Source organism: Dyadobacter sp. HNCC25DJ185, from assembly GCF_056895195.1.
In genome coordinates, this window is sequence record NZ_JBXHAR010000016.1 from 25,257 (window position 1) to 44,546 (window position 19,290).

The 19,290-nt window shown below is 42.9% G+C and carries 16 protein-coding genes and 1 tRNA gene; 8 read left to right on the forward strand and 9 right to left on the reverse strand.

Translation table 11 applies throughout. The features are described 5' to 3' along the window. Window positions 1-59: 59 nt before the first annotated feature. The 3 genes from AC1XUF_RS30775 to AC1XUF_RS30785 all read right to left on the reverse strand — a co-directional run bounded on the left by AC1XUF_RS30775 (window position 60) and on the right by AC1XUF_RS30785 (window position 2,772). Window positions 60-842: a hypothetical protein gene (locus AC1XUF_RS30775; RefSeq protein WP_483345717.1), complete on the reverse strand. Its 783-nt coding sequence runs from the start codon at window positions 840-842 to the stop codon at window positions 60-62. 30 nt (window positions 843-872) lie between these two features. Next, window positions 873-2,384 (reverse strand): type IV secretory system conjugative DNA transfer family protein, encoded by a 1,512-nt coding sequence (locus tag AC1XUF_RS30780; protein WP_483345718.1) that lies wholly within the window; start codon window positions 2,382-2,384, stop codon window positions 873-875. A gap of 139 nt (window positions 2,385-2,523) precedes the next feature. Further along, window positions 2,524-2,772 carry a hypothetical protein gene (locus AC1XUF_RS30785; RefSeq protein ID WP_483345719.1) on the reverse strand — a complete coding sequence of 83 codons (249 nt, stop codon included), beginning with the start codon at window positions 2,770-2,772 and terminating at the stop codon, window positions 2,524-2,526. Window positions 2,773-2,859: 87 nt separating this feature from the next. Here AC1XUF_RS30785 and AC1XUF_RS30790 point away from each other — a divergent pair, with 87 nt between their 5' ends. Further along, window positions 2,860-3,507 (forward strand): hypothetical protein, encoded by a 648-nt coding sequence (locus tag AC1XUF_RS30790; protein WP_483345720.1) that lies wholly within the window; start codon window positions 2,860-2,862, stop codon window positions 3,505-3,507. A gap of 1 nt (window position 3,508) precedes the next feature. Here the strand turns inward: AC1XUF_RS30790 and AC1XUF_RS30795 are convergent, their stop codons facing one another. The 4 genes from AC1XUF_RS30795 to AC1XUF_RS30810 form a co-directional block, all read right to left on the reverse strand. Beyond that, complete coding sequence (locus tag AC1XUF_RS30795; protein ID WP_483345721.1) at window positions 3,509-3,778, reverse strand: hypothetical protein; 270 nt, start codon at window positions 3,776-3,778, stop codon at window positions 3,509-3,511. Window positions 3,779-4,943: 1,165 nt separating this feature from the next. Continuing rightward, entirely contained in the window at window positions 4,944-6,095 is a 1,152-nt protein-coding gene (locus AC1XUF_RS30800) for a hypothetical protein (protein WP_483345722.1), read from the reverse strand. A gap of 1,952 nt (window positions 6,096-8,047) precedes the next feature. Then, window positions 8,048-8,317, reverse strand: coding sequence for a helix-turn-helix domain-containing protein (locus tag AC1XUF_RS30805; RefSeq protein WP_483345723.1), 270 nt, complete (start codon window positions 8,315-8,317; stop codon window positions 8,048-8,050). A 145-nt stretch (window positions 8,318-8,462) separates the two neighbouring features. Continuing rightward, a tRNA-Phe gene (locus tag AC1XUF_RS30810) sits at window positions 8,463-8,535 on the reverse strand. A 233-nt stretch (window positions 8,536-8,768) separates the two neighbouring features. Between AC1XUF_RS30810 and AC1XUF_RS30815 the strand changes: the two genes are divergently transcribed. The 4 genes from AC1XUF_RS30815 to AC1XUF_RS30830 are packed head-to-tail and all read left to right on the forward strand — an operon-like array spanning window position 8,769 to window position 11,944. Then, window positions 8,769-10,106, forward strand: a complete 1,338-nt coding sequence (locus tag AC1XUF_RS30815; RefSeq protein WP_483345724.1) for a 4Fe-4S dicluster domain-containing protein — start codon at window positions 8,769-8,771, stop codon at window positions 10,104-10,106. Window positions 10,107-10,132: 26 nt separating this feature from the next. Next, on the forward strand, window positions 10,133-10,930 hold the full coding sequence (locus AC1XUF_RS30820; protein ID WP_483345725.1) for a (Fe-S)-binding protein: 798 nt from the start codon (window positions 10,133-10,135) through the stop codon (window positions 10,928-10,930). A gap of 22 nt (window positions 10,931-10,952) precedes the next feature. Further along, window positions 10,953-11,453 (forward strand): hypothetical protein, encoded by a 501-nt coding sequence (locus AC1XUF_RS30825; protein WP_483345726.1) that lies wholly within the window; start codon window positions 10,953-10,955, stop codon window positions 11,451-11,453. 11 nt (window positions 11,454-11,464) lie between these two features. Then, window positions 11,465-11,944 (forward strand): gliding motility lipoprotein GldH, encoded by a 480-nt coding sequence (locus AC1XUF_RS30830; protein WP_483345727.1) that lies wholly within the window; start codon window positions 11,465-11,467, stop codon window positions 11,942-11,944. Window positions 11,945-11,949: 5 nt separating this feature from the next. On the opposite strand, the gene AC1XUF_RS30835 is transcribed toward AC1XUF_RS30830, so the two are convergent. Further along, window positions 11,950-13,182 carry an AI-2E family transporter gene (locus AC1XUF_RS30835; RefSeq protein WP_483345728.1) on the reverse strand — a complete coding sequence of 411 codons (1,233 nt, stop codon included), beginning with the start codon at window positions 13,180-13,182 and terminating at the stop codon, window positions 11,950-11,952. On the opposite strand from AC1XUF_RS30835, the gene AC1XUF_RS30840 reads away from it, so the two are divergent. Together AC1XUF_RS30840 and AC1XUF_RS30845 are read left to right on the forward strand one after the other, a co-directional pair. After that, the gene (locus AC1XUF_RS30840) at window positions 13,181-14,020 is read left to right on the forward strand and encodes a hypothetical protein (protein WP_483345729.1); all 840 of its coding nucleotides are present in this window, start codon (window positions 13,181-13,183) and stop codon (window positions 14,018-14,020) included. The two genes, AC1XUF_RS30835 and AC1XUF_RS30840, sit on opposite strands and share 2 nt — an antisense overlap. A gap of 87 nt (window positions 14,021-14,107) precedes the next feature. Continuing rightward, window positions 14,108-14,815 (forward strand): response regulator transcription factor, encoded by a 708-nt coding sequence (locus AC1XUF_RS30845; protein ID WP_483345730.1) that lies wholly within the window; start codon window positions 14,108-14,110, stop codon window positions 14,813-14,815. A gap of 1 nt (window position 14,816) precedes the next feature. Here the strand turns inward: AC1XUF_RS30845 and AC1XUF_RS30850 are convergent, their stop codons facing one another. Then, window positions 14,817-17,315: an AsmA-like C-terminal region-containing protein gene (locus AC1XUF_RS30850; protein ID WP_483345731.1), complete on the reverse strand. Its 2,499-nt coding sequence runs from the start codon at window positions 17,313-17,315 to the stop codon at window positions 14,817-14,819. A gap of 209 nt (window positions 17,316-17,524) precedes the next feature. On the opposite strand from AC1XUF_RS30850, the gene lysS reads away from it, so the two are divergent. Beyond that, window positions 17,525-19,240 (forward strand): lysine--tRNA ligase, encoded by a 1,716-nt coding sequence (gene lysS, locus AC1XUF_RS30855; RefSeq protein WP_483345732.1) that lies wholly within the window; start codon window positions 17,525-17,527, stop codon window positions 19,238-19,240. Window positions 19,241-19,290: the final 50 nt, after the last annotated feature.

Sequence of the window (19,290 nt, forward strand, 5' to 3'; positions counted from 1 at the left end):
TGCTGGTCCTATGGTAATATTTTTGTATCAGACGTCTCCCCTAAGCACTGCTTAGGGCTCTATAAAGCGACCGCGATATCGTTATCTTCGATGAAATTTTCTGCCATGCGACGGCGCATTTCCGGATCGGCCGGTTTGCGCCCGTAATAGTTCACACCCCGTGAATCGTTCGGCGTCAGGCCGTCGATAAAGGAGTTGGTCACCTCTTCATTAAAGATCATCTCGTCGATTTGGTCCATCACGAAATTATCGCCGCGATGATAAGCGGCCATATAGCTGACAGAATAACAAATGCTGCAAAACACTATCAGGATGCCGACATGTTGTTGGGTAAGCCATAACACTAAGCCAATTACAAAGAAGAAGCCTGGCTCGATAATGGTTTCAATCGTGCGCACCGATAGCCTTTTCCCGAAAGGTTGATAGTTGAGAAACCCTTTGTGAATATGGCCGGTCGATAGGCTAAACCTGGCAAAGTCAAAGACATTGGGAAGCCGTGCGACCTCACGTGCACGGTCGATACACATACCGACAAAACCTGCCAGAAAGAGATACCAGGTCAAATCGTGCAGTAGGAAATAGAAAATGTCGAAAGGTTCCGCGGCCCATCGTCTGGTGATAACCTGTATCCCTAGATTTTTGAGAATGGGTAACAAGGCGAGGACCGTTGCCCAAAGGATGCCCGTCGAAAAGGAAAAATAACGCTCGCCAAAATTGGTGCGGATAAACACTTCCAGGAGAAGGCGGGGAACAGAACAGATCGAAAAGAAAAGACCATACAAACCTTCTTTGATAGCGTTTTGGCGACGGAAGACCGTCCGGTAATACATGTTTTTTTTCATAAAGGAGAAGTTAGGTTTACAATGGGAGTTCTATGGCCGGTAGTTTTGCTGAAACAGCATCTTAATGTGATTTTGCCCTTTGAGGACAACATCGCCCTGCCGATGTAAATAGCCTTCGACGAAGTACTTATTGTGGGGGCCACCGGTGCGGAGCCGTACGAATTCTTCCGGGCGCACAAGCCGTTCCAGTCTAAGTGAGCGGGATACCGAGCGGGAGAACTGTTTGGCATACGTAACACTGTCGCCTTGCTCTTCAAAGAAGGCATCACCGATTAGCTCAGATGCGTATTTATTGGTTTCGATATCGGCGTTGGCGTGGAAGATCTTAGTGGCTAACGTTCCAAGAAAACTTTTGACTTTGAATTCGCCGTGCTGCCCTCCCATGGAAGCCAGGTAATTTGGCAAATTCTGCGAAATATAGACTGTCGATACACGGCTGCTGCGGGCCGTAGCCTGAAAATCCGCATCTTTCTCGTGAATGAAGTTTTGTGCTTCGTCAGCCCACAAGAAGACCGGGCGGTCATTTCGATCGATATCCCGCTTTTCCATCGCCCGCTGCCATAGATACTTGAAGAGGATTTGACAATCCCGTCCGACCTTATGATAGATTTTAACAGGGAGATTTAAGAGAATGATCTTTCCGCGAAGCGAGTCCTCAGGGGTGACTGTTGAAAACTCATGACGGCAGAACATCGAGTAAACAGGTTCACGCAGAAGACGAAACAGAAAGCCGGAGAAAATGAAATCAATAATAGACCGGGTCTTGTCTGTCAGTGTAATGAAATTTTCGACAAAGAATTGGTCGATGAATTTGAACAGTCGGGCGCTTGGAATTGCTTCCAGAAGCTCGGTCTCCATTGCAAGTTCATCCTGCATACGCTCTTGTTTTTCGACCGACAAGGTTGAATACCATTTCTCGACCTCTTTGTTGATGCGCTCCTTTGCCGTTTCAAATGCTCTGTGAAAGTATTTGGCACCTTCCTCGCCATCGACTTTAAGGCCTTCGATGTTCTTTGGGATTGTCTGGGCCACATTATAAAGATCGTTAACGGTGACTTTGCCGTAAGCGAGCTGGCAAAGATCAATGACGTTAAACATGAGCATATCAAGTGCAGTCTCCCAAAAGGGGTCGTCTCCTTTGCCTTTCTCCTGTTGTTCACCAGCCCGGATGACCGTTTTAAGGACATCGACAAGGTTCTCCGTCAAGGATGAGCCGCTGCCAGATTGAGCGGATTCATAGGACAGGAAATTGAAACTATGACGTCCGCCTGGTTCGAGGATGACCAAATCGTTGCTGCGGCCTGTTTGCTGACAATACTCAACCCAGGATTGTTTTTCATCCGGTTTGACAGTGAGCACCAATCCACCAAACCCGGCTTTGAGATATTTCAGGGCGAGCATGCGTCCTGAGCCGGACGTCTTACCTGAGCCAATGCCACCAAAAATTTGCACGCCTTCAACAGCGTGGCGAATAGTCCAATAATTTCGCTCGGACGGCGATGCCAGCTCGATGATCGGCTGGTCAAGATCAAACGACTGCATAAAGGATAAGGGAAGAGGGTAAAATTATTTATACAAAATATTGGATTACAATCAGACTATTTTGACCGTTAAATAAGTAACTGGAAAATAATTACTCGGATTGCAGTCTGATTATCAGGAGTATTAGGAAATTTATCGCTTAGCGATTCCAGATGAAGAAGGACTGAAATGGTGTGAAAGAAACTTGCTTCACAACGGAGGCCATGCTTTCAGGCTTGTAGATTGAAGTCAGGTCGAGCGGTTTTTCTGAACATGGAGCAGGGGCAACGAGTTTTTTCCAACTCACCGCTCCTTCGCAACCTTCATCGAGTGCTTGTTGCCAGGCCTTATCGAAACGTTCTTTATCTCCGCCGAAGACATTTTTGAGCAGATGTTCCTGGTATTCCATGACTAGCCTCCGTGCGCCGATATAAAATATGTGTTCTTTTATATTACCATATATTCAAGCAATGTCAAGAATTTAAACCCTCAAAACATGGAAAAAAAAGACGAGCGGAAGGAGCATTATCCGTTCCCCGAAAATTTGGAATACATTGAAGAGATGGTTACCGAGGCGCGTAAGAAAACAGAGCTGATCGACAAGCAGCTTGATCGCACACCGCGAGAATTCAAGGAACCCGACCCTTATGTACCGCGCTATAACCCGCCCGGATTTTTAAAGCCCGCAAAACAGAACAATCCGGTTAACGTCGTCTATAACCTTGAAAAACAGAAAGCGGATATCGAAATAAGCCTTAACGCCCGGATCGAACGTGAAGTTGTCGCACTCGATCTTGACGAGGCCACTGCAAAGCAACTACGAGAAGCGACGTTTCACAAGATGAATCCGAGTGCCTTCGAAGGAAAATCGGATAAAGAAATGGAAGGCATACGGAAAGCCCCGAAGGATGTAAATTATTCACAGGACTATATGCGGCAGTTGCGAACAAATTTTCGCGGAAAAGAAGCCGAAGAAAAATCGGCACCAGCGGCTCCGCAAGCTACCCATACAAAAGAAGAAAAAACTTTTTCAATGTCGGCAAGCTTCAATCAGAGCCTCAGCTACACGAAGGTGCAGGAGCAAAAATTGCCGGAGCCAAGTAAGTCCCCAGATAAAGGCAAAAGCTCTCCCGGCAAGGATTAGCCTATTTGGACGGTGGATCGACGTCGCGGGTTTTAAGGGGTTCGGGCGGGGATAAATCTTTATTTGTCTTGTCTGTTTTGAGCCAATGCGGAAGCTTACTTTTAACCTGGTCTGTTAAATATTGCTGGCTGCCATCGCGCATACCTTGTAGGCGTGGGCTATCACCTTCGATTTTTGACAGTTTTTCCGATAGCCCTGACATATGCTGCGCAATCAAATAGCTATCGTTGAATCCTTTGAGGTATTCAGGATCAACATTTTCCTCGTCCATATTTAAAAAGTTCTGCGTATGCTATTATTCAATTTGCGTCAATGGAGTCACGATAGTAGAGGATAATCCTTTTCGCCGTAGCCAAAACCGAATGTTCCCGTCCTAACGAACTTCTCGATCGTCTATATTGGATTTGATGAAGACACTGGACTGTCACGGCCACGATAAACATTTTTGTTCATCAAAAGAATTAATATATTCCAATCGATTATAACCTGATTTACGAGCTAATAGAAAGCTTTCTCCTCTAAAAATGTAACTTACATAGACCAATATCACCAAAGAGTTTATAAGTGCAATCGAGACTTAGATTACATAAGCTTATCTGATTAGCTACCCTATGCTCATACGGCGTCTTACTAATTTAGTTTGTATTCGCTCGTATATGTTGGCTTGTATACTGACTCACATCCTGATCAATCTCAAGCAATTTCTTTGTCCAATCGTATACCTAAATTTCACCGCGAAAATATTTTTGCGTTTTTGACATATCTTCCGTAAATAGCGCAACTTTTAGAACATTTTAGAAATAATAATGCGTCAATCAGAAAAAGAAATTACTCGTGTCGCTCTCTATCGACTTTTGAAAAAGCCAATGTTAGTTAGGGCATATTGTCTAACAGAAAATCGAGCATTAACAGAATGGAGTACCCGCAGGTCTGCAATCAGAGAAGCTAGATTACACACGAGCCGATATTCGCAGCATAAAACTTCTATTATTAAACGGACCGCGTAAAATTGTGGTTGATTCCAGTAGATTCTTATTGGATAGGCGGGGGAAAATTTAAATTGGTGAGATTCATCCTTAATGAGCTTAAGGTAATTTCATTAAACTCTCGATTTTAGTACGTGAATCTACTGATCTACGTCAGATTGGCTTTCGGCGCCTTGCAACCCTCTGAATGATTTCCTGATTAGAGTATACGGGTCTATGTTCAACCTTATTTTCAAGCATCATTGCGACGCGCATACGTGTAAACTCTGTCGGCCTTAGAGCCTCTAAATCCTTTGTACTGAAAACAAAGATATCTAGCTTGCTACCATCATCTGTCGTGACTTCTACGAATCGGGACTCCATGTCGTTCTTTTTCTGAGGCTGATTGTGATTTTCCATAAGAGATATTCCTATCATTCGTTAAATTAAAGACAAGACCCAAGCTGCGACTTATTTTTCATCTTTCCACTTGAAAAATAAGTCATAAATTCCGTCTGCAACACCCTCCAACATGCCTGGATCATATTTGGCATTGAAGCCCCTCTTGGAGTCGCAGTCAATGCATATAAATCCAATAATTTTGTTTTTTCTATCAAAGCCCATTCCATTCGTTTTTATTGGACAAATGGGTACGACCAATTCGCTTTTATAGGGTAATGGCCAGCGATCTTCTCGACTACTGGTGGCAATCGAATCGGCTGACGGCCACTTATAGTAGTCGAAAAAGGAACTTTTGTAGTTCAAATCTCCAACCACATCATTGTTTAGATAATAAAATGACGCCAGATCTGGATTTTGACGCGTAAACGGGTGATAGCAAGAATCGTTTTTTACATACATTGGCTCTGAATATAAAGTTTTTCTTTTTTCTCCACTTTCATCATCCCTATATAGTACCTCAACTATCTGTTCTCCATATCGCTTAGTTTCGTCAGAATTTTTAAATAGTCTTATTGAAACAGAATATGTATTTTCCGTTCGGACTTCAAATATTTTTTTCAACTGTAGGCACATGAAGAAAAGGATTTCAGAGATTGCGGCGGAATTGCCAGGCTGATGTTTCCTGAGTTGGTGAATGAATGCGAATGCTTCTTTGAGAAGCAAATGAGCTTCTCCATAGGGGTTTTGCCGATCCTCAAAACGTGAAAAGCTCATCTTCGCTGACCTTATTTTTGTACTTAAAATTTCACTTCTTCTAGTTTGCTTGGCTAATGCTTTCTTAGTGCCGTCTACGGCCTGCTCAGCCTCTTGATTTTTCAATACAAGCTCGCTATTCAACTTATTCAGTCCGTCAATTTCATTTTCTAAGCTTTTTATTGAATTATTGGATACCTCGTTGTTTGACCTAAGTTCTTCGATTATTCCCTTAGAATTCACTCTCTCAAATTCGCGCAAATCCTGAAAGCATATAATCACGTATCGAAGTAAAACAAAAATCCCAAAACCAATTACTCCAAAGACGAACGAAAGTATATTGCTGATTTCTCCAAATCCAAGCTTTGATAGTACATCCTTTGCTCCAAGAAACGTAAAGACAGATGTTGATATTGATCCAAAAAAGAATTTATAATTTAAGTTTACAGCCTGTTTCCAGCGACTCATGGTAGTTATCTATCGTTGCAAATTTGGAGGCAATTGACATTTGATAAATTGTTAGGTACATACCTTTGTCCTGGGGTTAGAAAATGATTCGACGCTTGACATGGACATGTGTGATTCCCTAATACATCTTGCCCGTTTGTATTTCTTGAAAAAGTCGTAACATTTAAATTTTTAGATTTGTTAAGCAGAATTTCGTTAACATTTACGAATTATTAAAACTTCGTAACAATCATGTGCCTAATATTAAGCTAATTATCGATTATATCAACATATTAACACCGTAAAATTTCATTATGGTGATAGATTTTGTTAACTACAATTTGTCGCAAACATGCCAATTATTAAATCGAGCTTCAACATCTGCGTGACGTTTAGAAAATTTCGGATTCAGAAAATCGGCCAATTCATATACCTAGCTACATTTTCTAGATCTGTTATACCATTTTGATAAATTCTCTACCCAGTAAAAAGCGCTTAGTTTGATAGAAAAGGACGGAACATTGTTGAGAGCAGGATAGGGATGACAACACCATATTAATAGCAGCATTCAGCACTTTATTTGGAACCAAAGAACTAATACGGTCTTATGAATGTGTCATCGTTACTCGTTTGATACAGGAGTAGTTGAACATTTGCCCTATCCAAGAAGTCAGAGGTTTCCTGACATAATTAAATTTAAGGAATCACTAACATGCGGATACTCTCAACTTATAAAAAGCCAAAAAACAATGGAAATTCCTTTTCATTTCTCAAAAGTTTTGGTAAGACAATAAACCATCAAAAAATTCAGGAAATCCATGTCCCGGAGGGAGCCTTATATGCTGGCGGAAATTGAACGTATGCCTAGCATCTTTAAAGGACTTGGAAGAAATTTCAGTGGCGTCAATACAAACACTTTTGTGGGCTACAAGGGAATCTTTCCTTAAAAAAGAGCTTTATGAAGTCTATCGGTCACATATCCTGGAATCTGCAAACAGATTTATTTCAGTCTTAAAAGATGGGTTATTGAAAAAACATTCGAATGCACCAATTTCTTCCGTAGAATGGTGAAAGATTATGAATATACCTCATCATCTTCTGTTTCTTGGCTCTTACGACCAATATTCAGCTGATTTTACAACGAGTAAACCGATTAGTAAAATTTGATGGACTGGACTAGATAAGAAGTATCATCTAGGATAGCATAATGGTTCAAAGTCGTTGCAGATTAAGTAGTTCTAAGCATACAAAGCTGCTGGAACTGTTCGCTGGAGGGGAAACCGCCAGAACGGCTTCCGAACTGGCTGTTGTCAACCGCATTCGGCAACATTACTTTATCACAAATTGCGCAAAATTATAGCCCACCGTCTTGCCGATGAATGTCCATCAATGGCGAGATTGAGATGGATGAAAGTTATTTCTGTGGTATACGCAAAGGCAATCGGGGTCATGGTGCGGCCGGCGAGCCCCTGTCTTCGACCGCAAAAATTCGGTGGCAAAGTCAATACGAATGTCATATCCAATGCTTCAGCGCTTGGGTGATACCGTTATTACACAGTAAAATCAGCCTGATTCTTTAATTTACACTGACAACTTATCTGCCTATAATGCTGTCAACGTGTTACAATTCAAGCATTACCTCCCCAATCACAGTGAACTGTTTGCAGATAAAATCAACAAGATCAGCGCATCAAAAACTTATGTAACTAACTAAGCCCATTCTGTTATGAACAACGTTATCCCCAAGACAGCTTTCAATTCTTTTTCTTAAAAGAACTCTCGTTCCACTTTAACATCACCTCACCCGCCGACTAGCTCAAGACCCTCAAATGCAGGATGGCCGATTACCTTCTCTAAGCCAGCCTCTTATTTTTTCCCCTATCATGAGTAAAAGGCCTGTTCTTTCAAATAGATAATTGACATTCAATTCTAGCATTCATAAATTTTCGCGAGGGTATTAGAAACATCCTAAACTAAAAAGTTTCACGGGCATGTTTCCCAAGATAGTGATCTATTGAATCCCGATCGTATAGGATAATTTTCTTTTGCGGTTGGGAAAACCGGATTTTCCCTTCGTCTCTGAGCTTTTGTAACGTAGTTTTCGATTTCACATTCAGAAGCCGCATCGCTTCTGGCTCCGCCACCCATTTATCCTTTGGCGATCCGCCTTTTTCTTTTAGCCTTTCAACGACTTGTTCTATTAGGGCATAGAAAGCTGGTTCTTCCAGGCAGATAGCGCTCATTCCATAGATCAGTTACGGATTCACACCAAATTTACAAAATGATCTAAAAAAACGATACTTTTTCCGTGCCTCATAATGTTGTCTGATAGTTGTCCAAAGAAAAAAGCCAGTCACAACATTTTGTTGTAACTGGCTGATTTTCAAGTGGTGATGGACGGAATCGAACCGCCGACACAAGGATTTTCAGTCCTTTGCTCTACCGACTGAGCTACATCACCGCTTTCAGTTGGCCCCGTTTGGGACTGCAAAAATAGAAAGCCGATCTGGCTTTACAAATAAATCTGTAAAATATTTCTTAAATCAATTTCTTCGGCGTTATATCACGCTGATAACCTTCTTCTTACAAAAACTGACCCGTTAATTTTATTTCCAATACGCTTGCAGCACATACAATTTTTACCATATTTGCTTTGGTATGCTTGCATACTATTCCCCGAAAACCAAATTGCTTATGCCCTTCGCTCAGCAAATCATCTTTATACTGGTACTTGGCCTGACTGGCTGGTTTGTCATCAGGAGAGTGAATGTGATTAGGAAAACGATCCTGTTGGGGAAAAAAGAAGACCGTACAGACCAGCCACAACGCCGACTTTCGATCATGCTGCGGGTCGCTTTTGGTCAGAAGAAAATGTTTGACCGTCCGCTCATTGGTTTTCTGCATCTGGCTGTTTACCTGGGATTTATACTTATTAACATCGAGGTTTTAGAAATTGTGTTAGATGGGATCTTTGGTCGGCATCGGATTCTTGCACCAGTCCTTGGCTCCTTTTATCCCTTTTTGATCAGTTTTTTCGAGTTTCTGGCGCTAGCCGTACTGCTATCCTGCATTGTATTTCTACTAAGGCGCAGCGTCGTAAAAGTGGAGAGGCTACGGCCAGAAAGACACCAAGAGATGACTGGCTGGCCGCAACTCGATGGTAAACTAATCCTCATCTTCGAGATCGTATTGATGACTGCAATACTGATCATGAACGCGGCCGACGGGGTCTTGCAGGAACAGGGGAGCCTGCATTACACGATAACTGGCAAATTCTTCCTAAGCCATTTTTTGAAACCTGTTTTCACTGGATTGAACGAACCGACATTGATCACGATAGAACGCATTGCATGGTGGCTTCATATCCTCGGAATTTTCGTTTTTGCGATTTATATGACTTATTCAAAGCACTTGCACATTATACTCGCTTTCCCCAACACCTACTTTTCAAGGCTGTTGCCAAAAGGTGAAATGAACAATATGCCTGAGATCACGAAAGAGGTAAGGCTTATGCTTGAACTTGAAACCCAATCTGGCGAAGCGGCTGAGGTACCCGAGCATTTCGGCGCGAAGGATGTTCAGGACCTGAGCTGGAAAAACCTGATGGACGCGTATTCCTGTACCGAATGTGGCCGCTGTACCGCTGCCTGCCCCGCTAATCTGACGGGCAAAAAGTTATCTCCCCGTAAAATCATGATGGATACCCGGGACCGCCTTGAAGATGCAGGTAGGATCATGCAGGCCAATCGGGGAGAATTCGTAGCTGACGGAAAAAATCTAATCGGTGACTATATTCTGGAAGAAGAAATACTGGCGTGTACTACCTGCAATGCCTGCGTGCAGGAATGTCCGGTACTGATCAACCCGCTTGATATTATCTTACAGCTCCGCCGATATAAGATCATGGACGAGGCAAAAGCCCCGGGGTCATGGAATATGATGTTTCAAAACTTGGACACCAATCAGGCTCCCTGGAAATTTTCGCCCGGTGATAGGCTCAATTGGATTGAAGGTTTACAAAAAGGTAACTAAACCTGCTTACAGTAATCGGGATTTTTATGAATAAAATAACTTATAAAGTTCCTACAATGGCCGAAATGGCAGCTTCCAACGAATCACCGGAAGTGCTGTTCTGGGTCGGTTGCGCTGGCTCTTTTGATGACAGATACAAAAAAGTAACGATTGCTTTTGTCAAAATACTGAATAAAGCCGGAATCAAATTTGCTGTGCTGGGAACAGAAGAAAGTTGTACGGGCGATCCAGCAAGGCGTGCGGGCAATGAATTTACATTTCAAATGCTGGCGATGTCCAACATTCAGATTCTGAATATGTATGGGATCAAGAAAATTGTCACCGCCTGCCCCCATTGTTTTAATACGCTAAAAAATGAGTATCCCGAGCTTGGAGGAAATTATGAAGTCATGCACCACTCCGAATATCTCCAGCAACTGATTGATGACGGGCAGATACGGGTGAAAGGCGGGCAGGCTTTTGAAGGAAAGAAAATTACTTTTCACGATTCCTGCTATCTTGGTAGGGCCAATGATATTTACGAAGCACCTAGGCATGTATTGGAAGCTCTGGATGCAGATCTGGTAGAAATGAAACGTTGCCGTACCAAGGGACTTTGCTGTGGCGCAGGAGGCGGACAAATGTTTAAGGAGCCAGAACCCGGTAAAAAGGATGTCAATATCGAGCGAATTGAAGAGGCGCTGGGCACTGGTGCGAATACGATCGCAGTGGCATGTCCGTTTTGTATGGTAATGATGACCGACGGGATTAAAAACAAGGAAAAAGAGGATTCCGTCAAAATTTTCGACCTTGCCGAACTCATTGCACAAGCCGAAGGGTTATAATGACAATTCAACTGACTAAACCATGTACATACCTTTTAGCAATATAGATCTTCAATCCCGTGTCTGGATTTACCAGTCCAATAGAAACCTCACCGACGAGGAAACAGGGATTATCATGGAAACATTAAAGGCTTCTCTGGATTCCTGGGAGGCGCACGGCAAACGTTTAACTGCCTCCGGTAAGATTTTTGAGCATCGTTTTGTGGTCATCGCAGTAGATGAGCGGGACGAACTGCCCAGCGGTTGTTCCATTGATACTTCTACACACTGGCTGAAAGAAATCGGCCAGCGTATGAATATCGATTTTTTCGATCGATCATTGGCCTATTTGGACGATCATGACCTGGTTCAGACGATCCCTGTGTCTAAAATCAAACAGGCTATAACCGACGAGATCATTCAGCCTTTCACAACGATTTTCGACAATCAGGTAAACACTAAAGCACAATGGATGAAACGATGGAAAATTCCGGCTTCTAATTCCTGGTTAAATCGTTATTTTACCGAGCAAACGAGCTCATAACCCCGACTTTCATGAAGTTTTTCTTAGCTGCGGTCATTTGCTTTTTGTGCATCACTCTATCTGCTTGCGACGAAAATGTTGTATTTAAAGCACATGAGGATATTAAAGATGGTCTTTGGTATATCAAAGACAAACCAACTTTTAAGGTTGAAATAAAGGACACCCTGCAAGCCTATAATTTGTATTACGTCCTGAGAAATGCGCTCCAATATCCTTACTATAATTTGTACCTGAACAGGCAATTTGTCGGCCCAGACCAAAAAGTGATTTCAAATACTTTAGAAGAGGTCTATTTGTCCAATGAAGCTACGGGCAAGCCCTATGGCAATGGTTTGGGAGATTTGTTTGACCATAAAATCCCTTTTATGAAAAACTACCATTTTCCCAAATCCGGCACTTACACTTTTACTCTGGCCCAATCCATGCGGCAAAACCCACTGCCGTTTATTATCAGCATTGGTATCAGCGTAGAAAAAGTACCTTCGGAATAAATGCGTCAGATGCCTTTCGGGGGAGCAGGCGGAGGCGATGGCAAGTTTGATCCTTCGGGATTTTTCCTGGGCCTATTGCGGTAACGCCGGTTAGGCTTTTTCTTGAACGCCTTTTCAACAGCAGCCTCCCTTTGGATTTCAGCTTTTTCGGCTTCCACTTCGTGAACAGGTTCTCCCAATAAAAAGCCGTATGGTTCCAGACTTGGGATAGTATCCAAAATGACCTTCAGGATAGCAGTAACTGGCAACGCAAGGATCAATCCTGATAATCCCCACAACTGACCACCCAAAAACAAGGCCACAATGGCAGCCAATGGATTCACACTTACTTTTGACCCTACAATGTTAGGCGTGATAAAATTGCCCTCCAGAAACTGAACAAAGCTCATGATGCCAATCACCCCAACCGCATACCAAGGCGAATCCATCGTAACGATTGCCAGCAATGCGGGGAGAACCGAGCCAATCAGGATACCTATGTAAGGTATGAGAATAAGGAACCCGGCAAGAAAACCAAAGAATATGGCATGAGGAATGCCCAGGACCAGTAAGCCGATGCTATTCAGTACGCCGACAATTAAGATTACAAGAAATAATCCCGAGAGATAACTTTGGATAACTTCGTAGATTTTCTTGAGAAGGACATTCAATTCTTCATTGGGAACGTTTTTAAAAGCCTTATGCACAAACATTCTGAAAAAGTCCCTGTAAAGCAGAAAAAAGAAAATATACAGCGGAATCAGAACAAAGGTTGAAATGGCCCCCGTTGTAGTTACGAGTGTATTCAACAAAACAGCCCTTCCTTCTGTAAGCGCATTGACGAGGTATTTTTTTCCTTCACTTACCTGCTGGCTGCGGCTGATGTTAAGATAGCGTTCGCCCATTGTAAGCGTCTGGTCCATAATGGTTTCTGCCTTCTCGGTTATCCTCGGAAGCTCTTCCGCAAAGCTTCCTATCTGAATAGAAACCACATACACCAGTATTACAATTACGGTAAACAACGCAAGGATGCTCAGAAAAATAGCCCCTACCCGCGGCACCTTGTGTTTTTCCAACCGTCCGCAAACCGGGTACAGCAGAATTGCAAGCAGGATAGAGAATGCAAGTGGAATAATTGTTTCCCTTAAAACATACAGGATATAAACCGTAGCGATCAGTGCTACCAATGAGCTTGCAAGTTTCAGGTAAAGGGGTGTTTCTTTATCTTTGTTTTGAGGGGGTCTTAACGTCGAATTCATGAATAAGTTGATATATGTGTGGTTTGCTGTTAAAACCCTTTTCTGTACCTGCCAACCGGATCACAAGGCAAATAATTTCCAAAAAGTAAGGTCGCATTACAAAATTAGTAAAATAGGCAAGCTTCCCGCCGTAGCTGCCGAAAGTTCCGGACTGGCAAAAGGAAACCAGGAGGGCACTTTCTGGACTCATAACGATAGCGGGGGCAAACCGGAGCTATACGAGTTTGATCTGAATGGTCACCTCCTTTCGACAAAGACTATACCGGATTCAAAAAACTACGATTGGGAAGATCTGACCACTGATCCAGAAGGAAACATTTATATCGGCGATTTTGGAAATAATGCTGGTTCTAGAAATTTCTTTGAGGTGTATAAATTCAATGCCCGGGAATCTCTTACGGAGAAAATCACATTTCACTATTCCAGGACAGAAAACGAACCAGGTTCCACAAAAAAACCATTGTTTGACTGTGAATCATTCTTTTATCATGATAAAAGATTATGGCTGTTTTCAAAGAATTGGGCCAAGGATAAAACTACGAAATTATATGTGCTGCCGTGCGAAAAGGGCTCGTACCAGATTTCACCCATCGACAGCATCAACATTAACACTCCGGTTACCTCAGCGGACATCAGCCCGGATGGCAAAACTTTTGCCCTATTGACTTACGGCAAAATATTAACCTTTGGTGTGTCGGACAAGGGAATTGATTTTGCGAAGCCGATGGGCTGTTTTCGTCTTATTAAGAAACAAAACGAAGCGCTCATTTTTTTGAACAATACCGATATGTTGATCACAAACGAGCAAGGCGATATTTACAAAATTACTTACCGATGATATTATGTTTATGTTAATAATCGGATTGTACATGTAATGTGAACATCACATCCGCTAATTTCGAATCGCGTTTTAATCACAAACACAATGACCACCGCTAAATCTGCAGCGTCTGCACCGAAGGTATTGGTAGTTGACGATGATTCCGATATCGTTGAACTGCTAGAATATAATTTAACCAAGGAAGGCTACTCTGTTCTGACTGCATCAAATGGCAAAAAAGCCATCGAAATTGCCAAGACATTTATTCCCGATCTGATCCTGCTTGATATCATGATGCCGCAACTCGACGGGATCGAAACTGGCCGGATGCTTCGTCAGAATCCTGAAATCAAAAACACATATATCCTGTTTCTTACCGCGCGTTCGGAGGAATATTCTGAGGTTGCAGCGTTTGATGTAGGTGCAGATGATTACATTACCAAGCCCATTAAGCCACGTGCATTGATGAGCCGGATCAATGCATTGTTCCGCAGGGAAGCGCAAAAAGCAGAATCCGGTGATACCATTGAAATTCTTGACTTGTCTATCAACCGGAAAAATTATACGGTAACACAGGCAGGTGAAAAGTCCGTTATTCTTCCGAAAAAAGAGTTTGAACTGCTGTTCTTTCTCGCCCAAACACCAAATAAGGTTTTCAGTCGTGACGAATTACTACAGAAAATATGGGGGGCCGACATTTATGTCCTGGAAAGAACTGTTGATGTTCACATTCGTAAACTGCGTGAAAAACTAGGAGACACTTACATCAAGACCCTGAAAGGTGTGGGTTACATGTTCAGTAACGAGGTATAGCTTACTTTTCAATCTCTTCGGCCTTGATCGCTTCGTCTTCATGCCTTAATTTGTTTTTCTCCTTATCCTTTTTCTTGCGAAATGCGAGTTTAATATTCACCTCGCCATTTTCGTCGATAGCCCTGAGGAAAATCTTGGAGCCCTCTTTCTTTTCAGCATTATTAGGATCCAGAACATAGGTTGAATCCCTCTTCTTAAGGTTGCTCAGCGGGATCTGGATATTGATATCCGTCTTCGAACCAAAACTGTAAACGCCATCCAGGTAGAGCGTAAGCACATTGGATTCAATTTCCATGGGCGCGATTTCAATTTCCTGTCCAACCAACTTAATGTCGTTGCGTATCGGAGCAAACCTGACCCGCTCGAAATTGCGTTTCTTGAAGATCAGCCGTTTCATTTTCATGAAAGGCTCGAAGTTGATAATGTAACCGTTCTGTAAATCGAAATGCAATGTACCACGCATGGTAGAGGGCATCAGCTTCACATTGTTGTTCAATTGCGACTCAAAATTGAAATCGGTATTTAATATGCCCTTTAGATTTTCATGTGTGATTGTTTTCTGGCCGAAATCGGCGAACGAATAGAAAACAGCGTGTACGTCCGCATTGGAAATCCTACCGCGTACAGCCAGTTTTGGCAGCTGGCCGGCCCCCGAATGGTCCATCTGGCCGGAGACTCTGACATTTCCGCCACCAAAAGCCTTCATCACAAAATATTCAATACTTACAGCATTGTCCTTGATCGTGATTGCACCTTTTACATCCCTGGCTGAAAATTGCTTGTATTTTAATCGCTTAGCATCAAGCTTAGCCGTGATCTCCATCTGATCGATTGCATCGTCGAGCAGCTCCGAAAGTTTCAGTTTTTTTCTCTTCCTGTTTGCCACGTTGACCTTACGGGTTAGCAAGGTTTCGAGCCAATTGAGCTGCCAATTGGGAATATTGATATCTACATTAGCCCTCAACGGTTTGGGCGACCCAAACAAATAAGGTATCAGATCAATTATTTTGCCACGCATGTAAAGTATATTCTGACCATCGAAAAAATGGAGATCCGGAAATACTACCGCTTTCTCGCTGAAAGCAAAATCCCCCTTGATTTTGGTCAGGTGAACCTTCCTTGGCAAATAATCCATGGATATATTATTGATAGAAACTTTACCTGCGATTTTTCCGTCAAACTCGTCCTTAACTGGGTTGTAGAAATTTTTGAGGCTCCCATCAAAATGAAAATCAATTTTCGCGGTGCCGTTTTTGAAACGATAACGTGCAGGGTCAAGTAATTGCCCAAGATTGGTCGAATCCGCATCGACCCGCCCGTCCAGATATGCCCTAGGATTAGTAAAATCACTGACAACCAGCTTAAAACTGAAAGGAATTGTTTCAAAAAAGCCAGTCACTTTTGGCGCAGTCAAACGCGAGTTCCAGATATCCGGCAACTTTGTAGTATCTGCCTGGTTGGTAAATGAGCCGCTTGCTTTCATGTTTCTCAGAACCCCTACTGGCAACTCATAATTAAAGGTATCCGTTTGAAAAACAACATCAACATGCGGTTGTTGCTCGGACAACTGTCCTACCACTCGCACCTGCGTATCCACCGTAGTTTGAATGCCGATCGAATCGATTTGCCTTCTCAATTTTGCTGTTAGAAGGGGTAACGCATTTTTAACTGCGATCTTTTTCGCCTCAAAATTCAGTTTAAAATGCCTGACTGTGTCCGAAAAGTCAAATTCACCATTGATTCCAATTTTATCCCGTGTAGCGCTCTCAAGCACCGATGGATAAATTGTTAACTTTTTTGCGTCCTCGTCATAGGCCATGGCAAGCGCAAGCGTCGTTTCCTGATTTATTAAGAAGCCACCCTTTTTTGGCTTGAAAGTAAGCCCATTAAAATAAACAGAGCCGCTGAAAATTGCATTGGTCGTTGAATCGGTTACTGTGATAATATTCGTAGCATCCCGGAAAAGCGCGCCATAATATTTTTGCTTTATCGAATCGGCGTAATTGACCCCGAAGTTAACAAACCGCAAATTGCCCAGCTTATTTAGGATGCTCTTATCGCCACTCCCCTTACTTTTCTTTGATCGGCTGCCCGGCTTGAAAATAGTTAGGTTGGAATAACCATCTCGTTGGATAAACATCTTCATGTTTCCGTTTTCAATAACGAGATTTTTTATTTTGACGTCGCCTTTATAAAAACCCTTCATATCCAGGGCTACATGCATAAATTCCGCGACCAGAAAAGGCTTTTGATGAATGCGATAAAGGCTATCCGTCAACTTCACATCCGAGAGGGTAAAGTTCAGCCCAAGGCCTCCGTAAAAAGGCCGGAAGTTAAAATCCCCAATCTCGAGATTGCCGTTTATATTCTCGTTGACAACTTCCTGTACTGAACGAAATATTCTTTCCTTATTTCTGTATACCCAGATTTCAATGGCTGCAAACATGAAAACGGTACAGAGAACGACAATACCAAATATTTTTAAAACTCTTGAAAACATGGACCGAGCGTATTTTTAGCGCATTTTATCGGGAGGTTGTGTATCATTTCTCTCTGCATTGGACAATATATTAATAACGTGCCAGAATATACCTTATCGGTCAATAAGCCGGGTTGACAGTTCCATCTTCCTATTCACAGCAAAATATAGTACTTTTGCCGACTCTTTTGAAATATTGAGAATTTCGTTCCCAAAATCACTGCTTGAAAATGCTACTAAGCGAACAGGAAATATTGCGCCGCCAGAAGCGTGAAGAATTGATACGGCTGAATATAGAACCTTATCCGACTGAGGAATTTGTGGTAAACGCTTATGCCGCAGACATCCTCAAAAACTACAAAAACAATAAGATTGATTATAAGCATGTTGCCATGGCCGGCAGACTGATGGGGTTCAGGATTATGGGCAGTGCTGCTTTTGCTGAATTACAAGACAGCACGGGGCGTATACAGCTTTACTTTCGTCGTGACGACCTGTGCCCTGGTGAGGATAAGACGCTCTATAATACCGTTTTCAAAAAATTGCTGGATATCGGCGACATCATTGGCATTACCGGCTTTGTTTTCACAACCCAGACGGGCGAAATTTCCGTTCATGTTCAGGAATTCAAAATATTGAACAAATCACTTCGTCCGCTTCCTGTTGTTAAGCGCGATGAAGAGGGCAACGTATACGACGGTTTTACTGATCCTGAACTTCGTTATCGGCAGCGTTACGTCGACTTGATTGTGAACCCTGCGGTTCGTGATATTTTTGTCAAACGGGCGAGGATCATTACTACCATGCGTTCATATTTCGATTCGAACGGCTGGTTGGAAGTGGAAACGCCGGTCCTGCAATCGATACACGGCGGCGCAGCGGCCAGACCGTTTACCACACATCACAACGCATTGGACCTCGGATTATATCTTCGGATCGCAACCGAGCTCCATTTGAAGAGGTTGATTGTCGGTGGCTTTGAAGGCGTCTATGAATTTGGAAAGCTCTTCCGCAATGAAGGAATGGACCGGACACACAATCCTGAGTTCACCACCGTAGAGCTATATGTAGCCTACAAGGATTATATCTGGATGATGAAAATGACAGAAGAGGTCCTTGAAAAAGTTGCTCTGGCTGTGAATGGAACCACTAAAGCGAAATTTGGCGAAATTGATCTTGATTTTGCGGGACCTTATCCGCGTCTGAGCATTACAGATGCGATACACCAATATACCGGGCTCAACGTGGATGCGCTCGACGAGCAGACAATTCGTGAGCAGTGCCGCGCCTGGGGAATGGATGTCAACGAGAGTATGGGAAAAGGTAAGTTGATCGATGAGATTTTTGGCGAAAAAGTGGAGCAGCACATCATCCAGCCTACTTTCATCACCGATCACCCCGTCGAAATGTCGCCACTCACCAAAAAGCACCGCACCAAAAAGGGGATGGTAGAACGTTTTGAGCTGTTCGTTAACGGAAAGGAGATCGCAAATGCCTATTCCGAGTTGAATGACCCTCTTGAGCAGAGAGAACGATTTGAAGACCAGCTTAAATTGAAGGAGCGCGGAGATGAGGAAGCAATGGAAATGGATGATGACTTTCTTCGGGCATTGGATTACGGGATGCCGCCAACATCGGGAATAGGCATCGGCATCGATCGTCTGACTATGTTATTGACCAACAATTCCAGCATTCAGGAGGTTATCTTTTTCCCGCAGATGAGACCAGAAAAAAAGATCGAGGTTGCGAAAGAAGCAGATTATCTGAATGCAGGCGTTCCCGCGGCATGGATTCCCGCCTTGCAGCAAATGAATATCCACACGATCGAGCAACTGAAAACAGCGAACCCAAACAAGATTTTCAACGATCTGGGCGGGCTTCGCAAAAAATTGAAAATAGAAGAAAAACTGCCCCAATTGGATGATATCAAAGCCTGGGTGAGTTAGATCCAAATCAAAAATGCCACCTGATGAGGTGGCATTTTTGATTCCTGCAA

Bases quoted from the DNA above. Each gene is read 5' to 3' on its own strand.
- AC1XUF_RS30775 (WP_483345717.1), bottom strand. From the start codon at position 842: ATGAAAAAAAACATGTATTACCGGACGGTCTTCCGTCGCCAAAACGCT.
- AC1XUF_RS30780 (WP_483345718.1), bottom strand. From the start codon at position 2,384: ATGCAGTCGTTTGATCTTGACCAGCCGATCATCGAGCTGGCATCGCCG.
- AC1XUF_RS30785 (WP_483345719.1), bottom strand. From the start codon at position 2,772: ATGGAATACCAGGAACATCTGCTCAAAAATGTCTTCGGCGGAGATAAA.
- AC1XUF_RS30790 (WP_483345720.1), top strand. From the start codon at position 2,860: ATGGAAAAAAAAGACGAGCGGAAGGAGCATTATCCGTTCCCCGAAAAT.
- AC1XUF_RS30795 (WP_483345721.1), bottom strand. From the start codon at position 3,778: ATGGACGAGGAAAATGTTGATCCTGAATACCTCAAAGGATTCAACGAT.
- AC1XUF_RS30800 (WP_483345722.1), bottom strand. From the start codon at position 6,095: ATGAGTCGCTGGAAACAGGCTGTAAACTTAAATTATAAATTCTTTTTT.
- AC1XUF_RS30805 (WP_483345723.1), bottom strand. From the start codon at position 8,317: ATGAGCGCTATCTGCCTGGAAGAACCAGCTTTCTATGCCCTAATAGAA.
- AC1XUF_RS30815 (WP_483345724.1), top strand. From the start codon at position 8,769: ATGCCCTTCGCTCAGCAAATCATCTTTATACTGGTACTTGGCCTGACT.
- AC1XUF_RS30820 (WP_483345725.1), top strand. From the start codon at position 10,133: ATGAATAAAATAACTTATAAAGTTCCTACAATGGCCGAAATGGCAGCT.
- AC1XUF_RS30825 (WP_483345726.1), top strand. From the start codon at position 10,953: ATGTACATACCTTTTAGCAATATAGATCTTCAATCCCGTGTCTGGATT.
- AC1XUF_RS30830 (WP_483345727.1), top strand. From the start codon at position 11,465: ATGAAGTTTTTCTTAGCTGCGGTCATTTGCTTTTTGTGCATCACTCTA.
- AC1XUF_RS30840 (WP_483345729.1), top strand. From the start codon at position 13,181: ATGAATAAGTTGATATATGTGTGGTTTGCTGTTAAAACCCTTTTCTGT.
- AC1XUF_RS30835 (WP_483345728.1), bottom strand. From the start codon at position 13,182: ATGAATTCGACGTTAAGACCCCCTCAAAACAAAGATAAAGAAACACCC.
- AC1XUF_RS30845 (WP_483345730.1), top strand. From the start codon at position 14,108: ATGACCACCGCTAAATCTGCAGCGTCTGCACCGAAGGTATTGGTAGTT.
- AC1XUF_RS30850 (WP_483345731.1), bottom strand. From the start codon at position 17,315: ATGTTTTCAAGAGTTTTAAAAATATTTGGTATTGTCGTTCTCTGTACC.
- lysS (WP_483345732.1), top strand. From the start codon at position 17,525: ATGCTACTAAGCGAACAGGAAATATTGCGCCGCCAGAAGCGTGAAGAA.